This window comes from Streptomyces sp. CNQ085, from assembly GCF_022614595.1.
Taxonomy (GTDB): Bacteria; Actinomycetota; Actinomycetes; order Streptomycetales; family Streptomycetaceae; genus Streptomyces.
This window is the reverse complement of the sequence record NZ_JAJFAU010000085.1, coordinates 1-21,833: the sequence shown is the minus strand read 5'-3', so window position 1 is coordinate 21,833 and position 21,833 is coordinate 1. Positions and strand designations below refer to the sequence as shown.

Sequence of the window (21,833 nt, the reverse complement as noted above, 5' to 3'; positions counted from 1 at the left end):
GATCACCAGCCTGCCGCCCGGCACGGTTACCGGCGCCCGGCTCGCCGCCTGGATCAGAGGCCATTGGAAGATCGAAAACCTGCTGCACCACGTCCGCGACCGCACCTTCCGCGAGGACGACTCCAAAATCCACACCGGCTGCCTCCCCCGCATCATGGCCGGCCTGCGCAACCTCGCCATCGGCGTCCACCGCCAGGACGGCCACACCAACATCGCCGCCGCCCTACGTCACGCCGCCCGCGACTGCCGCAGACCCCTGACCGCCTCGGCCTCGCCGGATGAACCCGGACAGAACGCGATCATGCGACGAACCCTGCCTGCCAGGCGGAGCACGCCGATGGCCAGGTTCCGCAGGGAGGCCATCGCCCGAGGGGCACTGCCGGTCCGCACCCGCGAGGCATCTTCCCCGAACGTCACATCTCTGACTTGGTGCTCCCGGTTCTCGATCGCCCAGTGCCCGCGCACGCGTTGTGCCAGGTCAGCGGGCATCGCCTGGTGAGCCGTCAGGCTGGTGACCGCGTAGACGCGTTCGAGCGTCACTTTCCCGGTGCGTACGGTGCGCCGTCGGCGGACGATCTGCAGTGCCTGGCCGGCGTGCGGGAACGGCAACCGCGGCACGGTGACGGCCTTCAGACGGCGGATCTCGTCGCGTCCGTGGGCGGCGGTGCGGGTCCGGTCCATCAGCGGCACCTCCTTCCAGGGAAGGTTCTTCACCAGCGCGTGCAGGTTCGGGTGGTTGCCCTTGAGAACGGCGATGTAGTGCGCGTTCTTCTCCTCGACCAGGAATTTCGCGTGGTCGGTCTGGGTCAGCAGGGCGTCGAAGGTCACCACCGTGCCGGCCAGGTCGAGGGGTTCGAGGAGCGGCCGGAACGCGGTGATCTCGTCGCTCTTGGCGCCGACCTCGCGCCGGGCGAGCACGATGCCGTCGCCGCGCAGCGCGGAGATCAGATGGACTCGGCGGCCGTCGGCGCGGATCGCGCCGCGCAGGGATTTGCCGTCCACCGCGATGGCCGCGTGCGCCGGGCGGGACGGCGGGTGCTCGTCCTGGCCGGCGGCGCGGGCGGTGTCCGCGCGGGCGGTGAGCCAGCCGCCGACCGCGGCGTCGAGCGCGTCGCCGTCGATGCGCTGTAGTACACGGCGCACGGTCGCCTCGCTGGGTGCCAGGTAGGGCCGGTCCGGACCGCGCAGCATGGCCCCACAGCCGAGAAGGAGCCGGTCAGGGGCATCGGCGGCCCACTCGGCGATCGCAGTGAGAGACTTCGCTCCGGCCAGGACCGCGCAGGCGGCCAGGGCCAGGACGTATGACAGTGGGTGGCGCCGGCCTCGCAAGCGGCGCGGGTCGGGCAGGCGGCGCAGCCGATTCAGCAGGTCGGGCAGTTCATGGGGGCGGGCCGGCTCGGAACCGGCGAGTTGGCCCAGCCCGGTGGGGATGGGCAATGATGGCGCAGCAGGCACGGTCTTCCGTTGTGGTGATCAGCGAACTCGACACTCCATGATCACCGGAAGCCGTGCCTGCGCGTCTGCCGGCCGATCCAGGACCATCACGGCCGAGTTGGGATACCAGGCCCATACCGGCTCTGTCGGGCCGATCGCGAGAACGACGGAGCCCTGGCAAGCACAACGACGGAGCCCTGGCAAGCACCCCGAGTTCGGGTACCTCACCCCACTCGAAACCCGAGCCAGGCTGCAGCACGACTTCACCCCCGCAGCGTAAGCATCCGCTATCCAGGATCAGGGGGGAACTTCACCGGCCGGGGCGACGAGGATCTGGATGTTCATGCCGTGCCGCTGGTGCTTTCCCGAGTAGTACGGCCGGTCGGCGGCAATCCGGTCGATCGGCAGCAGGGTGCCGTCCAGGATCGGATACGCCTTGGCCGCGGCCGTCTTCATGGCGTCGGCCAGGTGCGGCGCCAGGGCCGCCAGGACTTCCACGGTCTCACGGATGTAGCGCACCCCGCGGGGATCGGTGACCGACTCGAACTCGGCAATCAGGCCGCGGGACTTGGCCTCGTGCGGCATCCGGTCCGAGGGCTTCCAGGCGGGGCGCCACAGAGACGGGAACGACGGCAGGGGATGATGGAGGAACAAGCACGGCACCTTCGTGGATCTTGCAGCGTAGAGAACTCCATGATCCACAGGTGCCGTGCTCGTCTCCTTCCGGGGCCCGCCAGCATGATCAACCGACCCAGGCCGGGGCGATCCGGGCAAACGCCGGAGCCCTGTGTCCGTGAGAGCGTGGCACGACAGACTCAGCGACTCCGACGCGCCGCCATCCGCCTCGAAGCGTCGAGGCCAGAGCACCGACCGCACCCTCTGCAAGACAGAGGTGCCTCATACTCACAATCTGTCACCGCCGAATGCGAGACAGAGTCGAACGTCTGACAGACTCGGGCCGCTCGTTCGACAGGCCCTCTGCCGACAGCCATGGGCTGACCGCAGATGGTGCGGGCACCGATGGGGGTGCGAGCGACCGAGTGCCTCCCGCCTATGCTGGCCGGGTGAGAGGGATCGAAAGCGTGTTACGGGCGGTTAGTGACCTGCATGTGTCGTACGACGACAACCGGGCGATCGTCGAGAAGCTGGAGCCCGGGGCGCCAGGCGACTGGCTGATCGTGGCGGGTGACGTCGGAGAGCGGTTCGAGGACATCGAGTGGGCGCTCGGGGTGCTGCGGGACAGGTTCGAGCAGGTAATCTGGGTGCCCGGGAACCATGAGCTGTGGACCGTGGAGAAAGACAGCGCGAACGCGCCGCGCGGGGCGGCACGGTACGAGGCGCTGGTGGCGATGTGCCATCGCCTGGGCGTGCTGACGCCGGAGGATCCGTACCCGGTGTGGACAGGGGCGGGCGGCCCGGTGCGGATCGCACCGCTGTTCCTGCTGTACGACTACACCTTCCTGGCGCCCGGCACGTCGACGCCCGAGGAGTCGCTGGCGCGGGCCCATGAGGCCGGGATCGTCTGCACCGACGAGTTCTATCTGCACCCCGACCCGTATCCGTCGCGGGCGGCCTGGTGCGCCGCCCGGGTCGAGGAGAGCGAGCGGCGGCTGACGGAGGTGGCGGGTGACCTGCCGCTGGTGCTGGTGAACCACTGGCCCCTGCTCCGCGAGCCGACCGAGATCATGACATACCAGGAGTTCGCCCAATGGTGCGGGACGGTGCGCACCGCCGACTGGCACACCCGGTTCGGCGTGGAGGCCGTGGTCTACGGCCATCTGCACATCCCCCGGCACACGGTGTACGACGGGGTGCGGTTCGAGGAGGTGTCGCTCGGCTATCCGCGCGAGTGGCGCCGGTTCGGGCTGCGCAACGACCTCGCGCGGCAGATCGTCCCGGCCCGGGAGGTTCCGGCGGCGGTCGTGGGGAGGGTCGGCGCGTGATCGAGAACCTGATGCCGTCGAGCGTGGCGTGCGTCCACAGTTTCACCGACCGGTTCGACACCCCGCTTTTCCCGCAGGAGGAGGCCGTGATCGCCCGGGCCGTTGCCAAGCGGCGGGCCGAGTTCACCACAGTCCGTGCCTGCGCACGGGACGCGCTGGCGAAGCTCGGCCACCCGCCGGTGCCGATCCTGCCCGGGGAGCGGGATGCGCCCGGCTGGCCGGACGGTGTCGTGGGCAGCATGACCCATTGCCAGGGCTACCGCGCCGCCGTGGTGGCCCGGGCCGGCGAGGTGGCCGCTCTCGGCATCGACGCGGAGCCGGACGCACCTCTTCCGGACGGCATGCTGGAGAGCATCGCCCGCCCCGAGGACCTTGCCGCACTGGCCGCGCTGCCCACCGGGGGCCCGGCCTGGGGCCGTTTGCTGTTCAGCGCCAAGGAGTCCGTCTACAAGGCGTGGTTCCCGGTGGGCCGACGGCTCCTGGACTTCCAGGATGCCTCGGTCACCATCCTGCCGGACGGCACCTTCACAGCCCGCGTCCTGGTACCCGCCCCGCACCTGCTCGGCAGCCCTCTGAACGCCTTCTCCGGCCGCTGGACCGCCGGCAACGGGCTACTGCTGACATCGATCGCCGTACAGCCGTAGCCCGCCGCCGCGCGGCAGCGCCCGCACGCAGCCGTCTTTCTTCTCCGGCCACCCACCCGGGACTCGTTTCACGCCACCGGTCGCAGTCGGCCCACGTCGCCGACACGCTCGGCTCCGCCGCGGCGGGACTGTAAAACGATCGGTTCTGTCTCACTTCCGGTGGTGACAGCCGGTCACGGGGATGGTGGCCAGATCATCGCTCAGAAACCACGGGCAAGCGCATCGCGACAGTCGTTCTCGGGCCGCGGCCGACAGTGAGAGGCCGGCGCGACAACCTCGGCGTCTTCGATGCGCCGCTGTCTGCCGCGGAGTACCGAGGTCAGGGAACCGGACGCACTCCCTGTGAGGCGGGGGCGCCCGGTTCCCGCGCTCCGTCACCACCGGAAGCGGGACAGAGCCGTTCGATTGACCCCCTTCCGGACGATGCTGGCCGTTGTCGGACAACGCCGTGAGCATGTGTACCTCCACCCGGCACTGCCCACGCCCCCCGCTGCTCCACGAGCTGCTGGGCCCAGGTGCCGACCGCTGGCTCGACCCCACTGGTTCCCCGTCCCCGTGAGACACCACCACGGTCGCGGACCCAGATGACAGGGGGCTCTATCCGGGCCGCCCGGCGTCGTGACCGGCCTTGCCGTGCCACGAGGGTGCCGCGGGGCTCGTGGGGCGCCGCGGCACTGTTGCGTCCTCGGTCAGCCGGTGTCGGTGAGAGTCGGCTCCAGCGTCACGTAGCCCTTGCCGCCGTTCTCCCCGTTCTTCGGGCAGACCGTGTGCGTCACGGACTCCCCGGCGGCCACTTGGAACCGCAGGTCCCTGATTTCGGCGTCCGGGTCGGTATTGGTCTCGTTGGTGCCCTCGCGGAACAGGGCATCCGCGCCGAACAGCAGCGTGCCCCCATGCCCATCGCCCATGTGGCCCGGGAACTCAGCACGAATCCGGAGACGCTGCGCGCCTGGGTGGGCCGGCACGAGCGCGAACACGGACGGCGGGACGGGCCGCTGCCGGTGGACAAGCGGGCCCGGCTGAAGGAACTGCGGCGCCGGGGCCGGATCTCGTCGGGCGTGACTTCACCACCGACGCGCCCAGCCGACGACGGAGCGCGCGGCGGAGAAGAGTCAATAATGACATTCGTTTTCATGTATAGTCCTGGCAGTCATAAACCAGGAGGTTCGCCATGGCCGTACCCAAGCGGAAGATGTCCCGCAGCAACACCCGCCACCGCCGCGCCCAGTGGAAGGCCCGCACCCCGCAGCTGGTGCCGATCACCGTGGACGGCGCGTCCTATCTGGTGCCGCAGCACCTGGTCAAGGCATACCAGCGTGGCCTGCTGCGACCTGAGGACTGAGAACGGTATGACACACCAGCGGCTGCCGGTGACCGTCCTGTCCGGGTTCCTCGGCGCGGGCAAGACCACCCTGCTCAATCACATCCTGGCCAACCGCCAGGGCCTGCGGGTGGCGGTCATCGTCAACGACATGAGCGAGGTCAACATCGACGCCGCCCTGGTCCGCGGCGGCCAGGCGGCCCTGTCGCGCACCGAGGAGCGCCTGGTGGAGATGACCAACGGGTGCATCTGCTGCACCCTCCGCGACGACCTGCTGGAGGAGGTCGACCGCCTCGCCCGCGAGGGAAGGTTCGACCACCTGCTCATCGAGTCCAGCGGCATCTCCGAACCGATGCCGGTCGCCGCCACCTTTGCCTTCCCCCGCGACGACGGCGCCACCCTGGCGGACCTCGCCGACCTGGACACCATGGTCACCGTCGTCGACGCCGCCAACTTCCTGCCCGAACTGACCGCCGGGGACGGGCTCGCCGAGCGGGGCCTGAACCAGTACGAGGACGACGAGCGCACCGTCAGCGACCTGCTGATGGACCAGATCGAGTTCGCCGACGTGATCGTGCTCAACAAGCTCGACCTCGTCGGCGCCGGGGACGCCGACCGGCTACGGGCCGCGCTCACCCGGCTCAACCCTGCCGCCCGCATCGTGCCCGCCACCCACGGGCGGGTGGACCTCGGTGAGGTCCTGGGCACCGGGCTGTTCGACCTGGAGAAAGCGCAGCAGGCACCGGGCTGGGTGATGGAGCTCAACGGCGACCACATACCGGAGACCGAGGAGTACGGCATCTCCTCCACCGTCTTCCACTCCACCAGGCCCTTCCACCCCGAGAGGCTGTGGTCCTTCGTGACCGAGCGCCTCGGCAGCGGGGAGTTCGGACAGGTCCTGCGCTCCAAGGGCTTCTTCCACCTGGCCTCACGCCCGCATGCGACCGGACTGTGGTCCCAGGCCGGCTCCGTCGCCCGCTTCGAGCCATCCGGGGCCCGCGAGACAGGAGACGGCCAGGGGCAGGAACTGGTGTTCATCGGCACCGGCCTGCGACCGAACCCCCTCCGGACCGCCCTGTCCTCGTGCCTGCTGGCCGACGGCGAGGCGACTCCGTCCCACGATCCGTTCCCCTCGTGGGACACCTACGGCATCGAGGACGCCTGCGAACACGACCACCCGCGGCCGCTGCCTGCGGCGTGAGGACTTCGGGCCGGTCGGTGGTGCAGCCGCGGCGCCGCCCTGTCCAGTGCCTCACCGTCCGATCGCCGGACCGGTGAAGCGGCCGTCGCCGGTGCGGGTGAGCACCCCCTCCCGCACCGGTACGGCGAGCGAACGGCGGACGATCCGGCGGTGGCACGGATCCGCCGAATCGGCCGGAACACCCGACGGCCCCCTGGAGGACGAGGCAACGGGAAAACGAAAACCGTTTCCCATAGAGTGTCACCATGGCCAGTGACGCCGCGTCACCGACGGGTTTCCTCGCACCCGGGGAAGGACCCGCATCCCGTGCACCACAGGAGTTCCGTGCGACACAGCGGCCCCAGGGAGGGCCGCGGGCACGGAAGGAGCAAGCCCCGCCCCCTTCCTGCGGCGGGGCCGCCCCGTCGGCGCGCACGGCGTCCGCACGGGCACCCGAGAGGCGGCCCACCGCTCGAACACACCGGGACGCCCCGGCGGACGACGCCCTCCGGGCCCCCGACCGGTGGTCCCCGCTCCCCGGAACCCGCCGACGACAGGCGACGGTCCTGCGATTACTCGAAGGACTGGAGGTGTTCGCCGGCGCCCGGCAGATCCACCGGCGCCTCCAGCGCCAGGGGGACCCGGTCAGCCTGAGCACCGTGTACCGGGCGCTCGCCGCCCTGGAACGCCTCGGCCTGGTCGATGTCGTGCGCGACGGCAGCGGGGGGAAGGCCTACCGCTACAGGGACACCACCGAGCACCGGCACTACCTGGTCTGCCGCGATTGCGGGTACAACGTGCCGGTACCCTGCCGGGAATTCGAGGAGTGGCTGGCGGCGACGCAGCGGCGGTACGGATTCGCCGACGTACGCCACATGCTCGTCTTCGAAGGACGATGTCGAAAGTGCCTGGATGAGCGGACAGCCTGACGGCCCGCACCCCGGCCACCGGAGCGGCCGGGCCGGAAGGCCTCGGCGGGGTTCGCCCAGGAGCCTCACCCCCGGCCGGGTTGAGCACCTGCCCGCTCTTGCGCCGCATGAGGGCAGGCCGGCCGGGGAAGTCCCCAGACGCGCCCGAGCGCCTCACCGGTCAGCACCGCCCGCCCCGCGCAGCCGGCCGACACGTCGTCGAGCCTCAAACGTGAACCGGTGCCCCTCTTCCCCGATGACACGCGGCAGCAGTCGGCTCATCGATCCGACCCAGCTCTCGATCACCAAGAGATGTCCCACGGCCCACCCTTCGCACAGCACAGCATGAGCATGACCCCGAAGAGATTAACGGTTGTCGTTTTCATTTTCGCCTGCTGGAGTACCGGGGCTTCGGGCGGCGACCGCGAGACCGAGGGGCCCGGTGAGCCTTCGCGGCACACCGCCGCGGCGGTGGTCGGGCCAAGCGCGTCCACGGTCGGGCGACATCCGGCCCGGGAGCCGATAGGCACATCAGAGCCGGTGGCAGCCGGGGCCGGTTCGAGCCGTCCGCCGACCCGCGGAAGACCGAGATCGGCGCTTCGGTCCGGCTTCGTAACCCCTGTGGCCGTACCCGGCGGCGACGAATACGACCACAAGATCATCAGTAAACTCGCGATCAGAAAACGATCAAACAGCGACGTTGAGGTGAGCACAGAAAGTCATCGATCGACAGATTCGATCCTCTTTTAAGCTCAAGCACAAAAAACACACACCCTCTCTCCACAACAGTCCCGATGGGCTAGATTGACCATGCTTCAGCTGTCCGGGTGTGAAGCGAGCAAGATGATCTATGGGGGTCGGTGCTGCGGAGGTCCGGCAGCAGCATTCCCCAGCACCGGGCATGGGGATGATCAATTCTCGAGCTGCAGGGGGGCTCGGGCGCGGGGAGCGTCCGGGGTTTCGGCGGGTCCGCGCACATCTCGGGGGTCCGGCAGGGCATGCGAGTCCGCTGCCGCCGGAACGGAGTGTTCGAGCGACTCCGAGCAGCCGGGACGTCGTGCGCGGGGGCGGAGTCTCCCGCGGGGAGGAACAGCGTTAGGCGAACACGTCGAACCACTGGACCTTGGGGGGTTCTGTGCGACAAGGGGGATTGGCCAGCTCGTCTCCGTCAGCGCACGGGCGTCTGGCGAACGGAGTCGTCGGCCGGCCTGCGGTCGGCTGGGAGCAGCGGTACCGCCGTACCGTGATCATCAGCGATACGGTGACCACCGCTTTCGTGGTGGCGGCGATCGGCAACTTCTTCGGGGTCCGGGACGCGGCCGACTGGCACGAGAAGTGGGGAATACTCGCCTTCGGCACCGAGCTGCTGGTGCTGGGGGCGCTTGCGGCGAACCGGTCGTGGGCTCCGGCCGTGCTCGGCCAGGGCGCCGAGGAGTTCCGCCGGCTCGGGCGCTCGCTGTTCACGGCGACCGTCGTACTGGCGCTCGGTGGGATAGCCCTCACCTCGCGCAACATCAAACTCTGGATCTTCGTCGCGATTCCCGCGATCGCGCTCATCACCACGACCGCGCGGTACCTGCTGCGTCTCTGGCTGCACAAGGAGCGGAAGGAGGGGCGTTGCCTGCGACCGGTGCTCGCGGCCGGGAGCCCGGACACCGTGCGGGACCTGATCGCCCGCACCCGCAAGTTCCCGCACTTGGGCTGGCGGGTGGACGCGGTGTGCACACCGGACGGCCTCGGACCGGACGGCGACCGTCTGGAAGGGGTTCCGATCGTCGGCCGGCTGACGGACGTCGCGGGCCACATACGCCGCGACGGCTACCGTGTCGTCGCGATCACACCGGACCCCCACTGGTCGCCGGACCGGCTCCAGCGGCTGGCCTGGAATCTCGAGGGCAGCGACGCCGAGATGGTCGTGGCCCCCGTGCTGATGGAGGTGGCCGGTCCGCGGCTGCACATAGACGCGGTGCTCGGGATCCCCCTGCTGCGGGTCAGCATGCCCGCCTTCACCGGGGGCCGCCGAGTGGTGAAGGAGGTTGTCGACCGGGTGGGCGCGGCGGTCCTCCTGCTCCTGTTCGCTCCGCTGATGGTGGTCGTCGGGGCACTCGTGACGCTGGACAGCCGGGGCGGGCCGTTCTACTGCCAGCGCAGGGTAGGCAAGGACGGCCACGAGTTCACCATCGTCAAGTTCCGCACCATGGTCGCCGGGGCCGACAGGGCACGTGCCGAGCTGGCCGACCGCAACGAGGGTGCCGGTCTGCTGTTCAAACTCCGCCGGGATCCGCGGGTGACCCGGGTGGGGGCGGTGCTGCGCCGGTACTCGATCGACGAGCTCCCGCAGCTTCTCAACGTGCTCACCGGGTCGATGTCGCTCGTCGGTCCGCGGCCTCCGTTACCGGAGGAGTCCGCCGCGTACGGACCGGACATCCGGCGGCGGCTGCTGGTCAAGCCCGGGCTCACCGGCCTGTGGCAGATCAGCGGACGCAGCGACCTGTCGTGGGAGGAGACGGTCCGGCTGGACCTGCGGTACGTGGAGGACTGGTCGCTCGCTCTGGACACGGTGATCCTGTGGAAGACACTGCGTGCGGTGATCCACGGCCAGGGGGCCTATTGATGCGCGGGGGGCCGGGACCCGAAGGTCCCGTCGGCGCGCGGACCGCAGGCCGGGAGGGCCTGTCTGAGGAGGGGAACGAATCGTGAAGGTCAGTGTTTTCGGGCTCGGCTACGTGGGCTGTGTGTCGTCCGCGTGCCTGGCCGGCATGGGCCACCAGGTCGTCGGGGTGGACGTGAACCGGGTGAAGGTCGACCTGGTCAACGACGGCAGGGCCCCCGTGGTCGAGGAGCGCATCGGCGAGCTCGTCGCCGAGGTCGTGCGGAGCGGGGCGTTACGTGCCACTGATGACGTCCGCGAGGCGATCGCGGACAGTGAGGTGTCGCTGGTCTGTGTGGGCACGCCGTCGGAGGCCAACGGCAGTCTGTGCACCACGTACCTGGAACGGGTCACCGAGCAGATCGGCGCCGCGCTGGCCGAGCGGGGCGGGCGGCACACCGTCGTGTTCCGCAGCACCATGCTCCCGGGCACCTGCCTGAACCTGCTGGTGCCGATCCTGGAGAAGCACGTCGGCGGCACCGCCGGGGTGGACGTCGGGGTCGCGGTCAACCCGGAGTTCCTGCGCGAGGGCACGAGCGTGCGGGACTTCTTCGACCCGCCCAAGACCGTCATCGGCGAACTCGATCCGGCCAGTGGCGATGTGGTGGCGGCGCTGTACGACGGCCTGCCCGGCGAGGTGTTCCGGGTGCCAATCCCGACGGCCGAGGCGGTCAAGTACGCGGACAACGCCTTCCACGGCCTCAAGATCGGTTTCGCGAACGAGCTGGGCGCGGTGTGCCAGGCGCTCGGGGTGGACTCGCACCGGGTGATGGACGTGTTCCTGGCCGACCGCAAGCTGAACATCAGCCCCGCCTACCTGCGGCCCGGCTTCGCCTTCGGCGGCTCCTGCCTGCCCAAGGACCTGCGCAGCCTGGTCCACGCGGCGCGGCGGGCCGATGTCTCGGTGCCCATCCTCTCCCATGTGCTGCCCTCCAACTCCGACCACCTGCAGCGCGCGGTGGATCTGGTCGAGCGCACCGGCAAGCGCCGGGTGGGCCTGTTCGGGCTGTCCTTCAAACCCGGTACCGACGACCTGCGCGAGAGTCCGCTCGTCGAACTGGCCGAGAGGCTCTTCGGCAAGGGCTACGACCTGCGGATCCACGACGCCAACGTGAGCCTGTCCCGGTTGCTCGGCGCGAACCGCGAGTACATCGAGGACCGGCTGCCGCACCTCGCCCGGTTACTCGCGGATTCCGTCGACGAGGTACTCGAGCATGCCGAGGTGTGCGTGGTCGGGACCAGGGATCCGGAAGTGCTGTCGGCTCTGCCTCACGGCGGCGGCCCGCTGATCGTCGATCTCGTCCGCCTTCCCGACGCCGAGGCGCGCCGGGCCGAACCGGGGTACGTAGGCCTTGCTTGGTGACACATCGTCCGACAACACGGCCGGCGGCCGGCCGGGCCGGCGCGCGCTGGTCCTGGTGGAGAACCTGTCAGTGCCGTTCGACCGCCGGGTGTGGCAGGAGTGCACGACGCTGCGCGACGCGGGCTGGGAGGTTCATGTCATCTGTCCCCGGGGGAGCAAGCGGGACACGGAGCCGGAAGCGGAGATCGACGGGGTGCGGATCCACCGCTACCCGCTGCGCGCGGCCACCAAAGGTCCAGCCGGCTACCTGCGGGAGTACGGATCTGCGCTGTGGCATACGTTCCGGCTGGCCCGGAAGGTCGGTCCGGTCGACGTGGTCCACGCCTGCAACCCGCCCGACCTGCTGTTCCTGCCGGGGGTGTGGCTGAAGCGGCGCGGAGCGCGGTTCGTCTTCGACCAGCACGACCTGGTGCCCGAGCTGTACCTCTCCCGGTTCGACCGCGGCGAGGACCTGCTCTACCGCGCCGTGTGCGCGCTGGAACGGCTCACCTACCGGGCCGCGGACGTGGTGCTCGCCACGAACGAGAGCTACCGGGACGTCGCGGTGCGCCGTGGCGGCCGGCTGCCGAAGGATGTCTTCGTGGTGCGCAGCGCGCCCGACACCGACCGGTTCCGTCCCGTACCGCCCGAGCCGGAGCTGAAGCGCGGCAAGCCCCATCTGCTGTGCTATCTCGGCGTCATGGGTCCACAGGACGGTGTCGACTACGCCTTGCGGGCCCTGGCGAAACTCCGGGACGAGATCGGGCGGACCGACTGGCATGCGGTGTTCGTCGGCGGCGGCGACACCTTCGACTCGATGGTGGAGCTGTCCCGGCGGCTCGGGCTCTCGGAACAGGTGCAGTTCACCGGGCGCGTCCCGGACGCCGACCTGGTGCGCTACCTGTCCACCGCGGACGTGTGCCTCTCCCCCGACCCTCGCAATCCGCTCAACGACGTGTCGACCATGAACAAGGTCCTGGAGTACATGGTGATGGGCCGGCCGATCGTCTCGTTCGACCTGAAGGAGGCTCGCGTCTCCGCCGGTGACGCCGCCGTCTACGCACCCGCCAACGACGAGGCCGAGTTCGCCGGGCTCATCGCGCGACTGCTGGACGATCCCGGGAAGCGGGCCCGGATGGGTGAGGTCGGCCGGGAGCGGATCAGTGGACCGCTCTCCTGGCGGAACTCCCAGGCGTCGCTGCTCGGCGCCTACGCCGCCGCCTGCCGTGGCCACGTTCCGGTCTCGACGGGTGACCCGCGCCGAGTGGGCAGGAGAGCACGCCGTTGAACGACGACACCGTACGCCTGGCCACGGTCTGGCGGATCGTCCGTCTGCGCTGGCGGCTCCTCGCCGTCGTCGCCGTGACGGGCGCTCTGGTCGGCTACGGCACCTCCTTGCTGTTTCCGCCGCGGTACACGGCATCGGCATCGGTGCTGCTGCCGGGGGCGTGGGGGGAACGCGAGCTGCTGACCCAGACGGAGATCGCGACCAGCTCGGTGGTACTCGACCGCGCGGCCGTCTCGCTCGACTGGACCGGGGTGAGCGACGGCGAGCTGCGGGAGCGGGTGAGTGCCAAGGTCACCGACGGCAACGTCATCGAGATCTCGGGCACGGCCGACACCCATGAGCGCGCACAGCGCCTCTCCGACCAGGTGGTCCGGGAGTACATCGCGTTCACCGCGCGGATCGCCGGCGACGGCTCCGGCACCGAAGCGGAGGCAGGGCCCGAGACGCTCCAGGAGACAGTGGTACGCACCATCCACCGCATCACAGAGCTGGCCGATGCGGCCGGCCGCGGGCAGACCGTGGAAAGCGTGCAGACCCGAACAGAGCTCGTGAAGCTGCGCACCGCCTTGCAGAAGGCCGTCGACAGCCTGGAACGGGCCGGTCCGTCCGCCGACATGGCCGACGTGGTCGTCATGGGGCCGGCCGGCCGGCCGACCGGCGCGGTCCCGCCGACGCGGACGCAGTTCGTCGTCGCCGGAGCGCTGCTGTTCCTCCTGGCGGTGATCGTCGGCCACCTCGCCGTCGTGTCACGGACGAGCCGCCGACCGCGCACCGAGAGAGAGGTCGCTGCGGCGATGGGCTCAGCGCCGCTGGGCACCGTCGGCGTGTCCGGTGAACCACACGTACGCCGGTCGGGGAGATGGGCCCGGATCCGTCGAATGCTGGGCCTGGACATCCGATGGGACGTGTCCGCCCCCCGGACATCCGGCGACGAGGCCGACCGGGAGATCCTCTTCCAGCGGGTGTGCTCGCGTCTCCGGGACCGGCTGTCGGCCCCCCGGCGGCTACTGGTCGTTGTACCGGAAGGCGACGAGATCGCCTTCCGGGCCGCCGGGCAACTCGTCGCCTATGCCGGGAGCGACCCGCTGCTGCGGGTCGTGGAGGTCTCGGTGTCCCGGCCGGTGCTCCCTGACCGTGACACCGAGTCCGGTGCCCTGGCCGTGCTCAGCGCGGGCAGCCTGACCGCTCCGGAACTCGCCGGCGTCTCCGAGGCGTGCGCGGAGGCCCGGTACGAGGTTGTCGGCACCGTCCTCGCCGCCCTCCACGACACACCGGGCCGGGTCCGCACGGCGCGGTCCACAGGCCGCTCCCGGAAGAACGGCACATCCGCGCCCGCGGTCGGCGACGACGCGGAGGGAAGGCCGGGGTGACAATGAGCACGGCGTCGGATCCCTCGGCCGCCGCTCCGCTGCTGGACCTGCAGACGCTGGTGGCCGCGGTGCGCAGGAGGCGCCGTCTGTGGTGCTCCACGGCGCTTCTGGGTCTACTCCTCGGCGTGGCGGTCGCGGTCCTGCTGCCACCGCCGCCGACCGCGGTGACCAAGGTGCTGGTCGCGCACCAGGGAGACCAGCCGAACGACCCCGGAACGCTGATTCGCACCGACGCCGCTCTGCTGCGGACCACACGGATCGCCGGCGAAGCCCTGCGGTCCCTGGGGTCCTCGGGGAAACCGGAGGACTTCATGCGGGATTACTGGGGCACCGGCTTGACCAACAACCTGCTGCAGATCAACGCGACCGGCGGTAGCGACGCGGAAGCGGTGGCCCGCGCCGGGGCACTGGCCGACGCGTTCATCGCGGACCACACGAGGCGGATGCGGGAAGCGGCGGACGCCGAGGCCGAAGGCCTGCTCGACCAGCGCGACCGGTTACGCGACGAGCTCGCACAGGTCAACGAGGAGATCGGGGAAGGACCGTCGCAGAGCGGGCCGGAGGCGTCGGCGTACAGGGAGTCCCTCTTCGCCCGTCGGGCCGAACTCACCTCGCAGATATCCGATTTCGGTGAGCGCGCCGCGCAAGCGCGCGTCGGTACGCCCCGGCTCATCGCCGGCACACAGATCGTGGACGCACCGCACGCGGTGCGGCACTCCCTGCCCAGGACCGCCGCGACCAACGCGGCTCTCGGGTCCGCTCTCGGACTCGCCCTCGGACTCGCGGTGGCCGCGGTCTGCGCGGTGACGGCGGACCGCCCCGTGCTGCGCGGGGAGATCGCGGCGAACCTCGGTGCCTCGGTCATCGCGGAGCTGCCCCGCCGGCCGGTCGCGCCATGGCGGCACAGGTGGAACAAGACAGAACAGGAACGGCTCACCGCGTCCCTGGCCCGCGCCGTGCGCGACTCCACGGAGCCGGTTTCACTGCTGGAACTCGGCGCCGCGCGCAACGCGCGCATGATCGCGCTGGATCTTGCCGGAGCACTGGCCGAGGAGGGGCCGACGGTCGTCGTCGACGGCCTGCCCGGCCGGCGGCTCTCCGATCACCACCCGAAACCCGGGGACCCGGCCGTGATCGACGGTGAGCGTGCCGCGGCCGCGTCGCACCGGGGGCACCGGCTCGGCGTCGGCTCGGTGGCGCCGGGCACGGCCTGGACCGATCTGCGGTACCTCGGCACGCGGACCGTGCTCGTCGTGCGCGCTGGATACGGCAGCGCCGCATGGCTGCACACCGTGGCACGGCAGCTCGCGGACCAGCGCATCGCGGTGATCGGTGTGGTGCTGATCGATCCCGATCCGCGTGACCGGACCGACGGCACGCTGTGGAACGGGCCGCACGCCGCGCCGCGCACGGAGCGGCTGCCGGTGATGCGGACGGCACGGGTCCCGGACGACGACCAGGAGGCGCGGTAGGACATGTGTGGTATCGCAGGCACTTACCGGTGGCCGGAGGGGAAGGCGGTGGCCGACCGGCTCACCGACACCCTCGCCCACCGCGGTCCGGACGGGACGGGCAGGTACAGCCATCGCGCCGGTGACGGCGAAGTGCACCTCGGGCACCGCCGGCTGGCCATCGTCGACCTGTCCGGGACCGGCGCCCAGCCGATGGCCTCGGGCGGCCTCGTCCTGACCTACAACGGCGAGCTGTACAACGCGCCCGAACTCCGTGCCGAACTGGCCGCCGCCGGGGTGCGCTTCCGCGGCACCTCCGACACCGAGGTGCTGCTGGAGGCATGGCGGCGCTGGGGCACGGACTGCCTGCCCCGGCTGCGCGGCATGTTCGCGTTCGGGGTCTTCGACGAGCGGACCGGCGATCTGGTGCTCGCCCGCGACCAGCTCGGGATCAAGCCGCTGTTCCTGCTCCGGCGTGGCGGGGGCCTGGTGTTCGCCTCCGAACTCAAGGCGCTCGCCGCTGTGACCGGCAGGCCGCTGGAGGTGGACCATGCGGCGCTGGTGGCCTCGCTGCTGTACTACTGGGTGCCGGACTCGCGGTGCGCGTTCCGGGAGGCGGAGAAGCTGCCGCCGGGGAGCTGGCTGAGGTGCCGGCCCGACGGCCGGGTGGAGCGCGGGCGGTACTGGCGTCTGGAGGAGGTCGCCGCCGAGGCCGGGGAGCGGGCCCGGGCCGGCGAGCAGCCGGACGTCGCCGCCGTCGTCGAGGAGTCGACCCGGCGTCACCTGATCTCCGACGTCCCCGTGGCGACCTTCCTCTCCGGCGGGCTGGACTCCAGCTACCTGACCGCGCTGGCGGCCCGGGAGCGGCCCGGGATCTCCGCTTACACGATCGGGTTCCGCGCCGAGGACGCCAGGTTCGAGGCGATGCCGGACGACCTGCGCTATGCCCGGCAGGTGGCCGAGCGGTTCGGCGTCGACCTGCACGAGATCGAGATCGCCCCGGACGTGCTCGACCTGCTGCCGCGGATGACGTACCACCTGGACGAGCCGATCGGCGACCCCGCCGCGATCAACACCTTCCTGATCTGCTCGGCCGCCCGGGAGGCCGGGGTCAAGGTGATGCTCTCGGGCATGGGCGCCGACGAACTGTTCGCCGGTTACCGCAAGCACCTGGCCAACCTGCTCGCGCTGCGCTACCAGCGCGTCCCGCGGCCCCTGCGGCGCGGCCTGTCCGCGGCCGTGGAACGGCTGCCGGTCGCCACGGCCCGCCGGGGGTACCGGTCGGTGCGCTTCGCGAAGCGGTTCCTCTCCTTCGCAGATCTGCCGGAGGAGACCGCGTTCCGGCGCAGCTACACCATGTACGACCGGGAGGAGCTGCTCGCCCTGGTCGATCCGGACCTGGCCGGGGCGGTCGACGACGTGCTGGGCGAGCACGCGGACGTCTACCGGGACAACGACCTCGACGACTTCGTCAACCGCATGTGCCTGGGCGACGCCCGGATGTTCCTGCCGGGCCTGAACCTCGCCTACACCGACCGGTCGAGCATGGCCGCGTCGACCGAGGTGCGGGTGCCCTTCGTGGACGTCGATGTGGTCAGGGCGGCTTTCGCCGTGCCCGGCGATGCCAAGATCGTCGGGCGGCAGGGCAAGGCCGTCCTCAAGGAGGCGGCCGGCTCCGTCCTGCCCCGGGAGATCGTGTACCGGCCCAAGGGCCTGTTCAGCGCCCCGCTGCGCGCATGGATGAGCCGGGATCTGGCACCGCTGGTGCGCGAGGTGGTCAACGACGGCGCGCTCGTCCGTTCCGGGTTCCTGCGCCGCGACGCGCTGGCGCGGCTGGTCGCCGAGGACGCCGCCGGGCACCGGGACTTCTCCAAACATCTGTGGCACGTGCTGACCCTCGAGTACTGGTATCGCGGCGCGACCTCCGGGTCCGGCCTGAACTCTCCCCTGACGGCATAGAGACAAACGGCATAGAGAACAAGAGGACTTCGGGTGAAACAGGTCGTGCAGAACTACAAGAACGGCGAGCTGGCGCTGCTCGACGTGCCGGTGCCGGGGTGCAAGCCGGGCGGTGTGCTGGTCCGCAGCGCCTACTCGCTGATCTCCACCGGGACCGAGCTCATGAAGGTGTCCGAGGCGGGCATGTCGATGCTGGGCAAGGCCCGCTCCCGGCCGGACCAGGTGGCCAGGGTCGTGCAGAGCGTGGCCACCAACGGGGTTCCCGCCACCTACCGCAAGGTGATGGGCAAACTGGACTCCTACACGCCGCTGGGCTATTCGCTGTGCGGAGTGGTCGAGCAGGTCGGCGGCGGGATCGACGATGTTTCGGTCGGTGATCTCGTGGCCTGCGCCGGCAACGAGCACGCGCTGCACGCCGAACTGAACTGGGTGCCGAAGAACCTCTACGCCCGGGTGCCGGACGGGCTCGCGCCGCGTTACGCGGCCTTCGGCACCGTCGGTTCGATCGCGCTTCAGGGCGTGCGCCGCGGTGAGCCGCAGCTCGGCGACGTGGCGCTGGTGATCGGCCTGGGGCTGATCGGGCAGCTGGTGGCGCAGTTGCTGACCGCCTCGGGGGTGCGCGTCGTCGGGGCCGATCCCGACCCGGCGCGCTGCGAGCTGGCCGAACGCCTGGGCGCGGCGGCCTGCGGCGGCCCCGGCTCCGCGGCCGTGGAGACCGCCGTCGCCGAGCTCACCGGCGGTCTGGGCGTGGACCAGGTGTACCTGGCCGCCGGCGGCGGCGGCAACCAGCCCGTCGAGCTGGCCGCCCGGCTGAGCCGGGACCGGGGCCGGGTGGTCGACATCGGCAAGTGCCGCCTGGACCTGCCGTGGAACGCGTACTACGAGAAGGAGCTCGACGTCCGCTTCTCCCGCAGTTACGGACCCGGGCGCTACGACCCGGAGTACGAGCTGGAGGGGCGGGACTACCCGATCGGTTATGTGCGCTGGACCGAGCGCCGCAACCTGGCGTGTTTCCTCGATCTCCTCGCCCGGGGCCGCGTCGACGTGGAGCCCCTGGTCTCCCACACGGCCGACTTCGACGACGCCGTCGAGACCTACCGGAGTCTGGAGGAGGGCGCCCTGAAGGCCGTGGCCGTGCTGTTCCGCTACCCCGGTGGCGCGGAGCGGCCCGAGCGCACGCGGGACGCCGGGAAGGCCCCGGCTCCGGCGGTGGCCGTGCCCGAGGTGCGCGGCGGCCAAGAGCCCGCACCGGCCCGGCGGGTCAGGACGTCGGTGCGGCTGGCGTTCGTCGGCGCGGGGGCCTACGCGACATCGATGCTGCTGCCGCACCTGGCGCAGCGCGACGACGCCGTGTTGTCCACGGTGGTCACCACGACGGCGCTGTCCGCCGCCAACGCGAAGCGGAAGTTCGGCTTCGAGGCGGCGACCACCGATCTGGACGCCGTGCTCGGCGACCCGGATGTCGACGCGGTGTTCGTGGTCACTCGCCACAGCTCGCACGCCGCGCTGACCCGGAAGGCGCTGGTGGCAGGCAAGGCGGTGTTCGTGGAGAAGCCGCTGGCGCTCACCGAGGAGGAGCTGTCCGACGTGGTCGCGGCGGTGGAGGAGTCCGGCAACGACCGGCTGCAGGTGGGCTTCAACCGCCGCTTCGCGCCGCTGCTGCGGGAGGCCCGACAGCGGTTCGGCCCCCGGAACGGCCCCGCGAGCCTGCGCTACCTGGTCAACGCGGGCCGGCTGGAGCACGGCAGCTGGTACCTCCGGCAGGACGCCGAGGGCTCTCGGTTCACCGGCGAGGGCGGGCACTTCGTCGACACGGCGAGCTGGCTGCTGGGGGCCGACCCGGTCTCGGTGTACGCGACCGCCGCGTCCGGCGGCGAGGACCTCCAGGTCGTGCTGTGCTACCCAGGCGGGTCCACCGCCACCATCGGCTACGTCACCACCGGGCCGGCCTCCTTCCCCAAGGAGACCGTGGATCTGGTCGCGGACGGCCGCGCGCTGCGGCTCGACGACTTCGTCCGCGCCTCGGTATACGGACGCAGGCGGTGGGTCAGCTCCCGGCTGCCGAAAGCCCGGGACAAGGGTCAGCGCGCCGAGCTGGACGCGTTCCTCAGGGCCGTGCGGACCGGCGGCCCCATGCCGGTGCCGCTTCGGTCCCTGGTCGCCACCACGGCCGCCACTCTCGCCGTGCGGACCAGCCTGGCCGAGGGCGCGCCGGTGACGCTGACGGGGGCGCGATGACAGTGAGTGCGGGGAGTGCGGGCTGGTACCTGCGGCGGCTGTCCCGGATGGGGCCGCGGGAGGTCGGCGGCCGGGTGGGCGACGCGGTGCGCAGGCGGCGGTGGCGGTCGGCGCGTCCGGACCGCCCGCGCGTGACTGGCGCCCGGTTCACCGCGGTCCTGCCCGAGGGGACGATCGACGCGGTGCCTCCGGACGCCGCCAAGCGCCTCGTCGCCGAGGCGGACCGGCTGATGGCCGGGCACGCGGAGTTCTTCGGGGTGGTCCGCGACGACCTGGCCGACCCGGACTGGTGGTACGACCCGAAGACCGGGCGCCGGGCCCCGCAGGGCTACGCCTTCGACGTGCCCTACCGGAACGAGGACACGGTCGGGGACATCAAGCAGATCTGGGAGCCTTCCCGGCACCAGTACCTCACCGTGCTCGCCGCCGCCTACGCGGTCACCGGGGACGAGCGTTACGCCCAGCGGGTGGCCGAACACCTGCGGTCGTGGTGGGCGGTCAACGCGCCCCTGCGCGGAGTGCACTGGACCAGCGGCATCGAGCTGGGGATCCGGCTGCTGTCCTGGGTGTGGATTCGCCGGCTGCTCGACGGCTGGCCCGGGGCGGCCGGGTTGTTCGAGGGCAACCCGGTGGCGCTGGACCAGATCTGGCACCACCAGCGCTGGCTGGCCGCCTTCCCCAGCCGGGGGTCCTCGGCGAACAACCACGTCATTGCCGAGGCCGCCGGGCAGGCCGCCGCGGCCTGCGCGTTCGGGTGGTTCCCCTCCTCGGAGCGCTGGCGGGCCGAGGCGCTGCGGTCGCTGGAGCGCCATCTGCGGAGCAACACCTTCGGATCAGGCCTCAACCGCGAACTGGCGACCGAGTACCACGGGCTGGTACTGGAGCTCGGCCTGGCCGCGGTGGCCGAGGCGGACGCGGCCTGTGTACCGGTCCCCGCGTCGGTCCGGCTGGTGCTGCTGCGGATGACCGACGCGCTCGCGGCCGTCGTGGACGACCGGCTGCGGCCGCCGCGCCAGGGCGACGCGGACGACGGGCACGGCCTGGTCGTGGACGGCGCGGGCACCGACCGCTGGGGCTCCCTGCTGGCCACCGGGGAGGCGGTGTTCGGCCGGCTCGCCTGGTGGCCGGTGGTGACCGGGACCGATGTGCGCACCCCGCTGCTGGCCGCGCTCGTCCGGCCCACCGCACCGGTCGTGTCGCGCCCGGCGGGCCGGCCGGCCCACTTCGCCGACGCGGGGCTCACCATACTGCGCGGTCCGGAGGGGATCTGGTGCCGCTGCGACGGTGGTCCGCACGGGTTCCTGTCCATCGCCGCGCACGCCCACGCGGACGCGCTGTCCGTGGAGGTCCGGCACGACGGGGTCGACGTGCTCGCCGACCCGGGGACCTTCTGCTACCACGGGCAGCCCGAGTGGCGACAGTACTTCCGGTCGACCCTCGGCCACAACACCCTGCAGCTGGACGGCGTCGACCAGTCCGTCTCCGGCGGCCCGTTCCTGTGGACCCGGCATGCCCGCAGCCGCGTCCTGGCCGTGGACGCCCTTGGCGCCTCCCACGGGGGAACGGCCCATTGGTGCGCCGAGCACTACGGTTACCGGCGCTCCGTGCACCACCGCCGGGTGGAGCTGACGGCCGCGAGCCGGGAGCTGAAGGTGATCGACAAGGTGCGCGGCCCGCGCAGGGCGGTGCGCCTGGCGTTCCACCTCGGCCCGGCGATCACCGCGGAGCTGGTGGGGAACCGGGCGCAGCTCACCTGGGCCCGGGACGGTGAGGACCGCTCCGCGGCGCTCGACCTGCCCGGGCAGCTGCGCTGGCGGGCGCACCGCGGCGAGAGCGACCCGCCACTCGGCTGGTACTCCGCCGGCTTCGGGCGCAGGGAGCCCGCCACCACGCTGGTCGGCACCGGCTTCGCCGACGGCGTGGAGGAGTTCACCACCGTTCTCGGTTTCCGCGGTTAGGGGGTTTTCCGATGGATCTCCGTGCCGGACTCCGCGATACCGCGGAAATCCACCGGAAGCCTCCGGGGGAAGGGCAGGTGGCCGCCGGGCGGCGGTACCGGGCGAGGCCGGTGACGCCGGAACCGCGGACCCCGCGGGCCGCGGCAG

Annotated in this window: 16 protein-coding genes and 2 pseudogenes; 13 read left to right on the top strand and 5 right to left on the bottom strand. The window is 71.3% G+C overall.

Going from position 1 to position 21,833, the window contains the following annotated elements:
• From LJ221_RS23750 to LJ221_RS15300, 3 genes and pseudogenes are all read right to left on the bottom strand, one after another.
• Window positions 1-205 (bottom strand): hypothetical protein (locus tag LJ221_RS23750; RefSeq protein ID WP_308314789.1); only part of this gene is annotated, 205 nt, incomplete at its 3' end.
• A 23-nt stretch (window positions 206-228) separates the two neighbouring features.
• Window positions 229-1,455 (bottom strand): ISAs1 family transposase, encoded by a 1,227-nt coding sequence (locus tag LJ221_RS15305; RefSeq protein ID WP_241717292.1) that lies wholly within the window; start codon window positions 1,453-1,455, stop codon window positions 229-231.
• 285 nt (window positions 1,456-1,740) lie between these two features.
• Window positions 1,741-1,950 (bottom strand): annotated as a pseudogene (locus LJ221_RS15300) (IS5/IS1182 family transposase); the annotation flags it as partial.
• Between the two features lie 524 nt (window positions 1,951-2,474).
• Here LJ221_RS15300 and LJ221_RS15295 point away from each other — a divergent pair.
• Together LJ221_RS15295 and LJ221_RS15290 are read left to right on the top strand one after the other, a co-directional pair.
• Complete coding sequence (locus tag LJ221_RS15295) at window positions 2,475-3,377, top strand: metallophosphoesterase (protein WP_374228462.1); 903 nt, start codon at window positions 2,475-2,477, stop codon at window positions 3,375-3,377.
• Entirely contained in the window at window positions 3,374-4,021 is a 648-nt protein-coding gene (locus LJ221_RS15290) for a 4'-phosphopantetheinyl transferase superfamily protein (protein ID WP_241717291.1), read from the top strand. The genes LJ221_RS15295 and LJ221_RS15290 overlap by 4 nt, the downstream gene beginning before the upstream one ends.
• Before the next feature lie 689 nt (window positions 4,022-4,710).
• Here LJ221_RS15290 and LJ221_RS15285 read toward each other — a convergent pair.
• Window positions 4,711-4,929 (bottom strand): hypothetical protein, encoded by a 219-nt coding sequence (locus LJ221_RS15285; RefSeq protein WP_241717290.1) that lies wholly within the window; start codon window positions 4,927-4,929, stop codon window positions 4,711-4,713.
• A 263-nt stretch (window positions 4,930-5,192) separates the two neighbouring features.
• Here LJ221_RS15285 and rpmF point away from each other — a divergent pair, with 263 nt between their 5' ends.
• From rpmF to LJ221_RS23310, 3 genes are all read left to right on the top strand, one after another.
• The gene (gene rpmF / locus LJ221_RS15280) at window positions 5,193-5,363 is read left to right on the top strand and encodes a 50S ribosomal protein L32 (RefSeq protein ID WP_241717289.1); all 171 of its coding nucleotides are present in this window, start codon (window positions 5,193-5,195) and stop codon (window positions 5,361-5,363) included.
• Between the two features lie 7 nt (window positions 5,364-5,370).
• Window positions 5,371-6,543: a GTP-binding protein gene (locus tag LJ221_RS15275; protein WP_241717288.1), complete on the top strand. Its 1,173-nt coding sequence runs from the start codon at window positions 5,371-5,373 to the stop codon at window positions 6,541-6,543.
• A 245-nt stretch (window positions 6,544-6,788) separates the two neighbouring features.
• Entirely contained in the window at window positions 6,789-7,451 is a 663-nt protein-coding gene (locus LJ221_RS23310) for a Fur family transcriptional regulator (protein ID WP_247720074.1), read from the top strand.
• A 171-nt stretch (window positions 7,452-7,622) separates the two neighbouring features.
• Here the strand turns inward: LJ221_RS23310 and LJ221_RS23985 are convergent.
• Window positions 7,623-7,751 (bottom strand): annotated as a pseudogene (locus LJ221_RS23985) (carboxylate--amine ligase); the annotation flags it as partial.
• A gap of 814 nt (window positions 7,752-8,565) precedes the next feature.
• Between LJ221_RS23985 and LJ221_RS15265 the strand changes: the two are divergent.
• The 8 genes from LJ221_RS15265 to LJ221_RS15230 all read left to right on the top strand — a co-directional run bounded on the left by LJ221_RS15265 (window position 8,566) and on the right by LJ221_RS15230 (window position 21,686).
• The gene (locus tag LJ221_RS15265) at window positions 8,566-10,044 is read left to right on the top strand and encodes a sugar transferase (protein ID WP_241717286.1); all 1,479 of its coding nucleotides are present in this window, start codon (window positions 8,566-8,568) and stop codon (window positions 10,042-10,044) included.
• 82 nt (window positions 10,045-10,126) lie between these two features.
• The gene (locus LJ221_RS15260) at window positions 10,127-11,443 is read left to right on the top strand and encodes a nucleotide sugar dehydrogenase (protein ID WP_241717285.1); all 1,317 of its coding nucleotides are present in this window, start codon (window positions 10,127-10,129) and stop codon (window positions 11,441-11,443) included.
• Complete coding sequence (locus LJ221_RS15255) at window positions 11,433-12,710, top strand: glycosyltransferase family 4 protein (RefSeq protein WP_241717284.1); 1,278 nt, start codon at window positions 11,433-11,435, stop codon at window positions 12,708-12,710. Before LJ221_RS15260 ends, LJ221_RS15255 begins: the two co-directional genes overlap by 11 nt.
• Entirely contained in the window at window positions 12,707-14,080 is a 1,374-nt protein-coding gene (locus LJ221_RS15250) for a polysaccharide biosynthesis protein (protein ID WP_241717283.1), read from the top strand. Before LJ221_RS15255 ends, LJ221_RS15250 begins: the two co-directional genes overlap by 4 nt.
• Complete coding sequence (locus LJ221_RS15245) at window positions 14,077-15,552, top strand: Wzz/FepE/Etk N-terminal domain-containing protein (RefSeq protein WP_241717282.1); 1,476 nt, start codon at window positions 14,077-14,079, stop codon at window positions 15,550-15,552. Before LJ221_RS15250 ends, LJ221_RS15245 begins: the two co-directional genes overlap by 4 nt.
• Before the next feature lie 3 nt (window positions 15,553-15,555).
• Complete coding sequence (asnB, locus tag LJ221_RS15240; RefSeq protein WP_241717281.1) at window positions 15,556-17,490, top strand: asparagine synthase (glutamine-hydrolyzing); 1,935 nt, start codon at window positions 15,556-15,558, stop codon at window positions 17,488-17,490.
• 33 nt (window positions 17,491-17,523) lie between these two features.
• A complete protein-coding gene (locus LJ221_RS15235; RefSeq protein ID WP_241717280.1) occupies window positions 17,524-19,728 on the top strand; it encodes a bi-domain-containing oxidoreductase in 2,205 nt (734 codons plus the stop codon).
• The gene (locus LJ221_RS15230; RefSeq protein ID WP_241717279.1) at window positions 19,725-21,686 is read left to right on the top strand and encodes an alginate lyase family protein; all 1,962 of its coding nucleotides are present in this window, start codon (window positions 19,725-19,727) and stop codon (window positions 21,684-21,686) included. Before LJ221_RS15235 ends, LJ221_RS15230 begins: the two co-directional genes overlap by 4 nt.
• Window positions 21,687-21,833 lie beyond the last annotated feature (147 nt).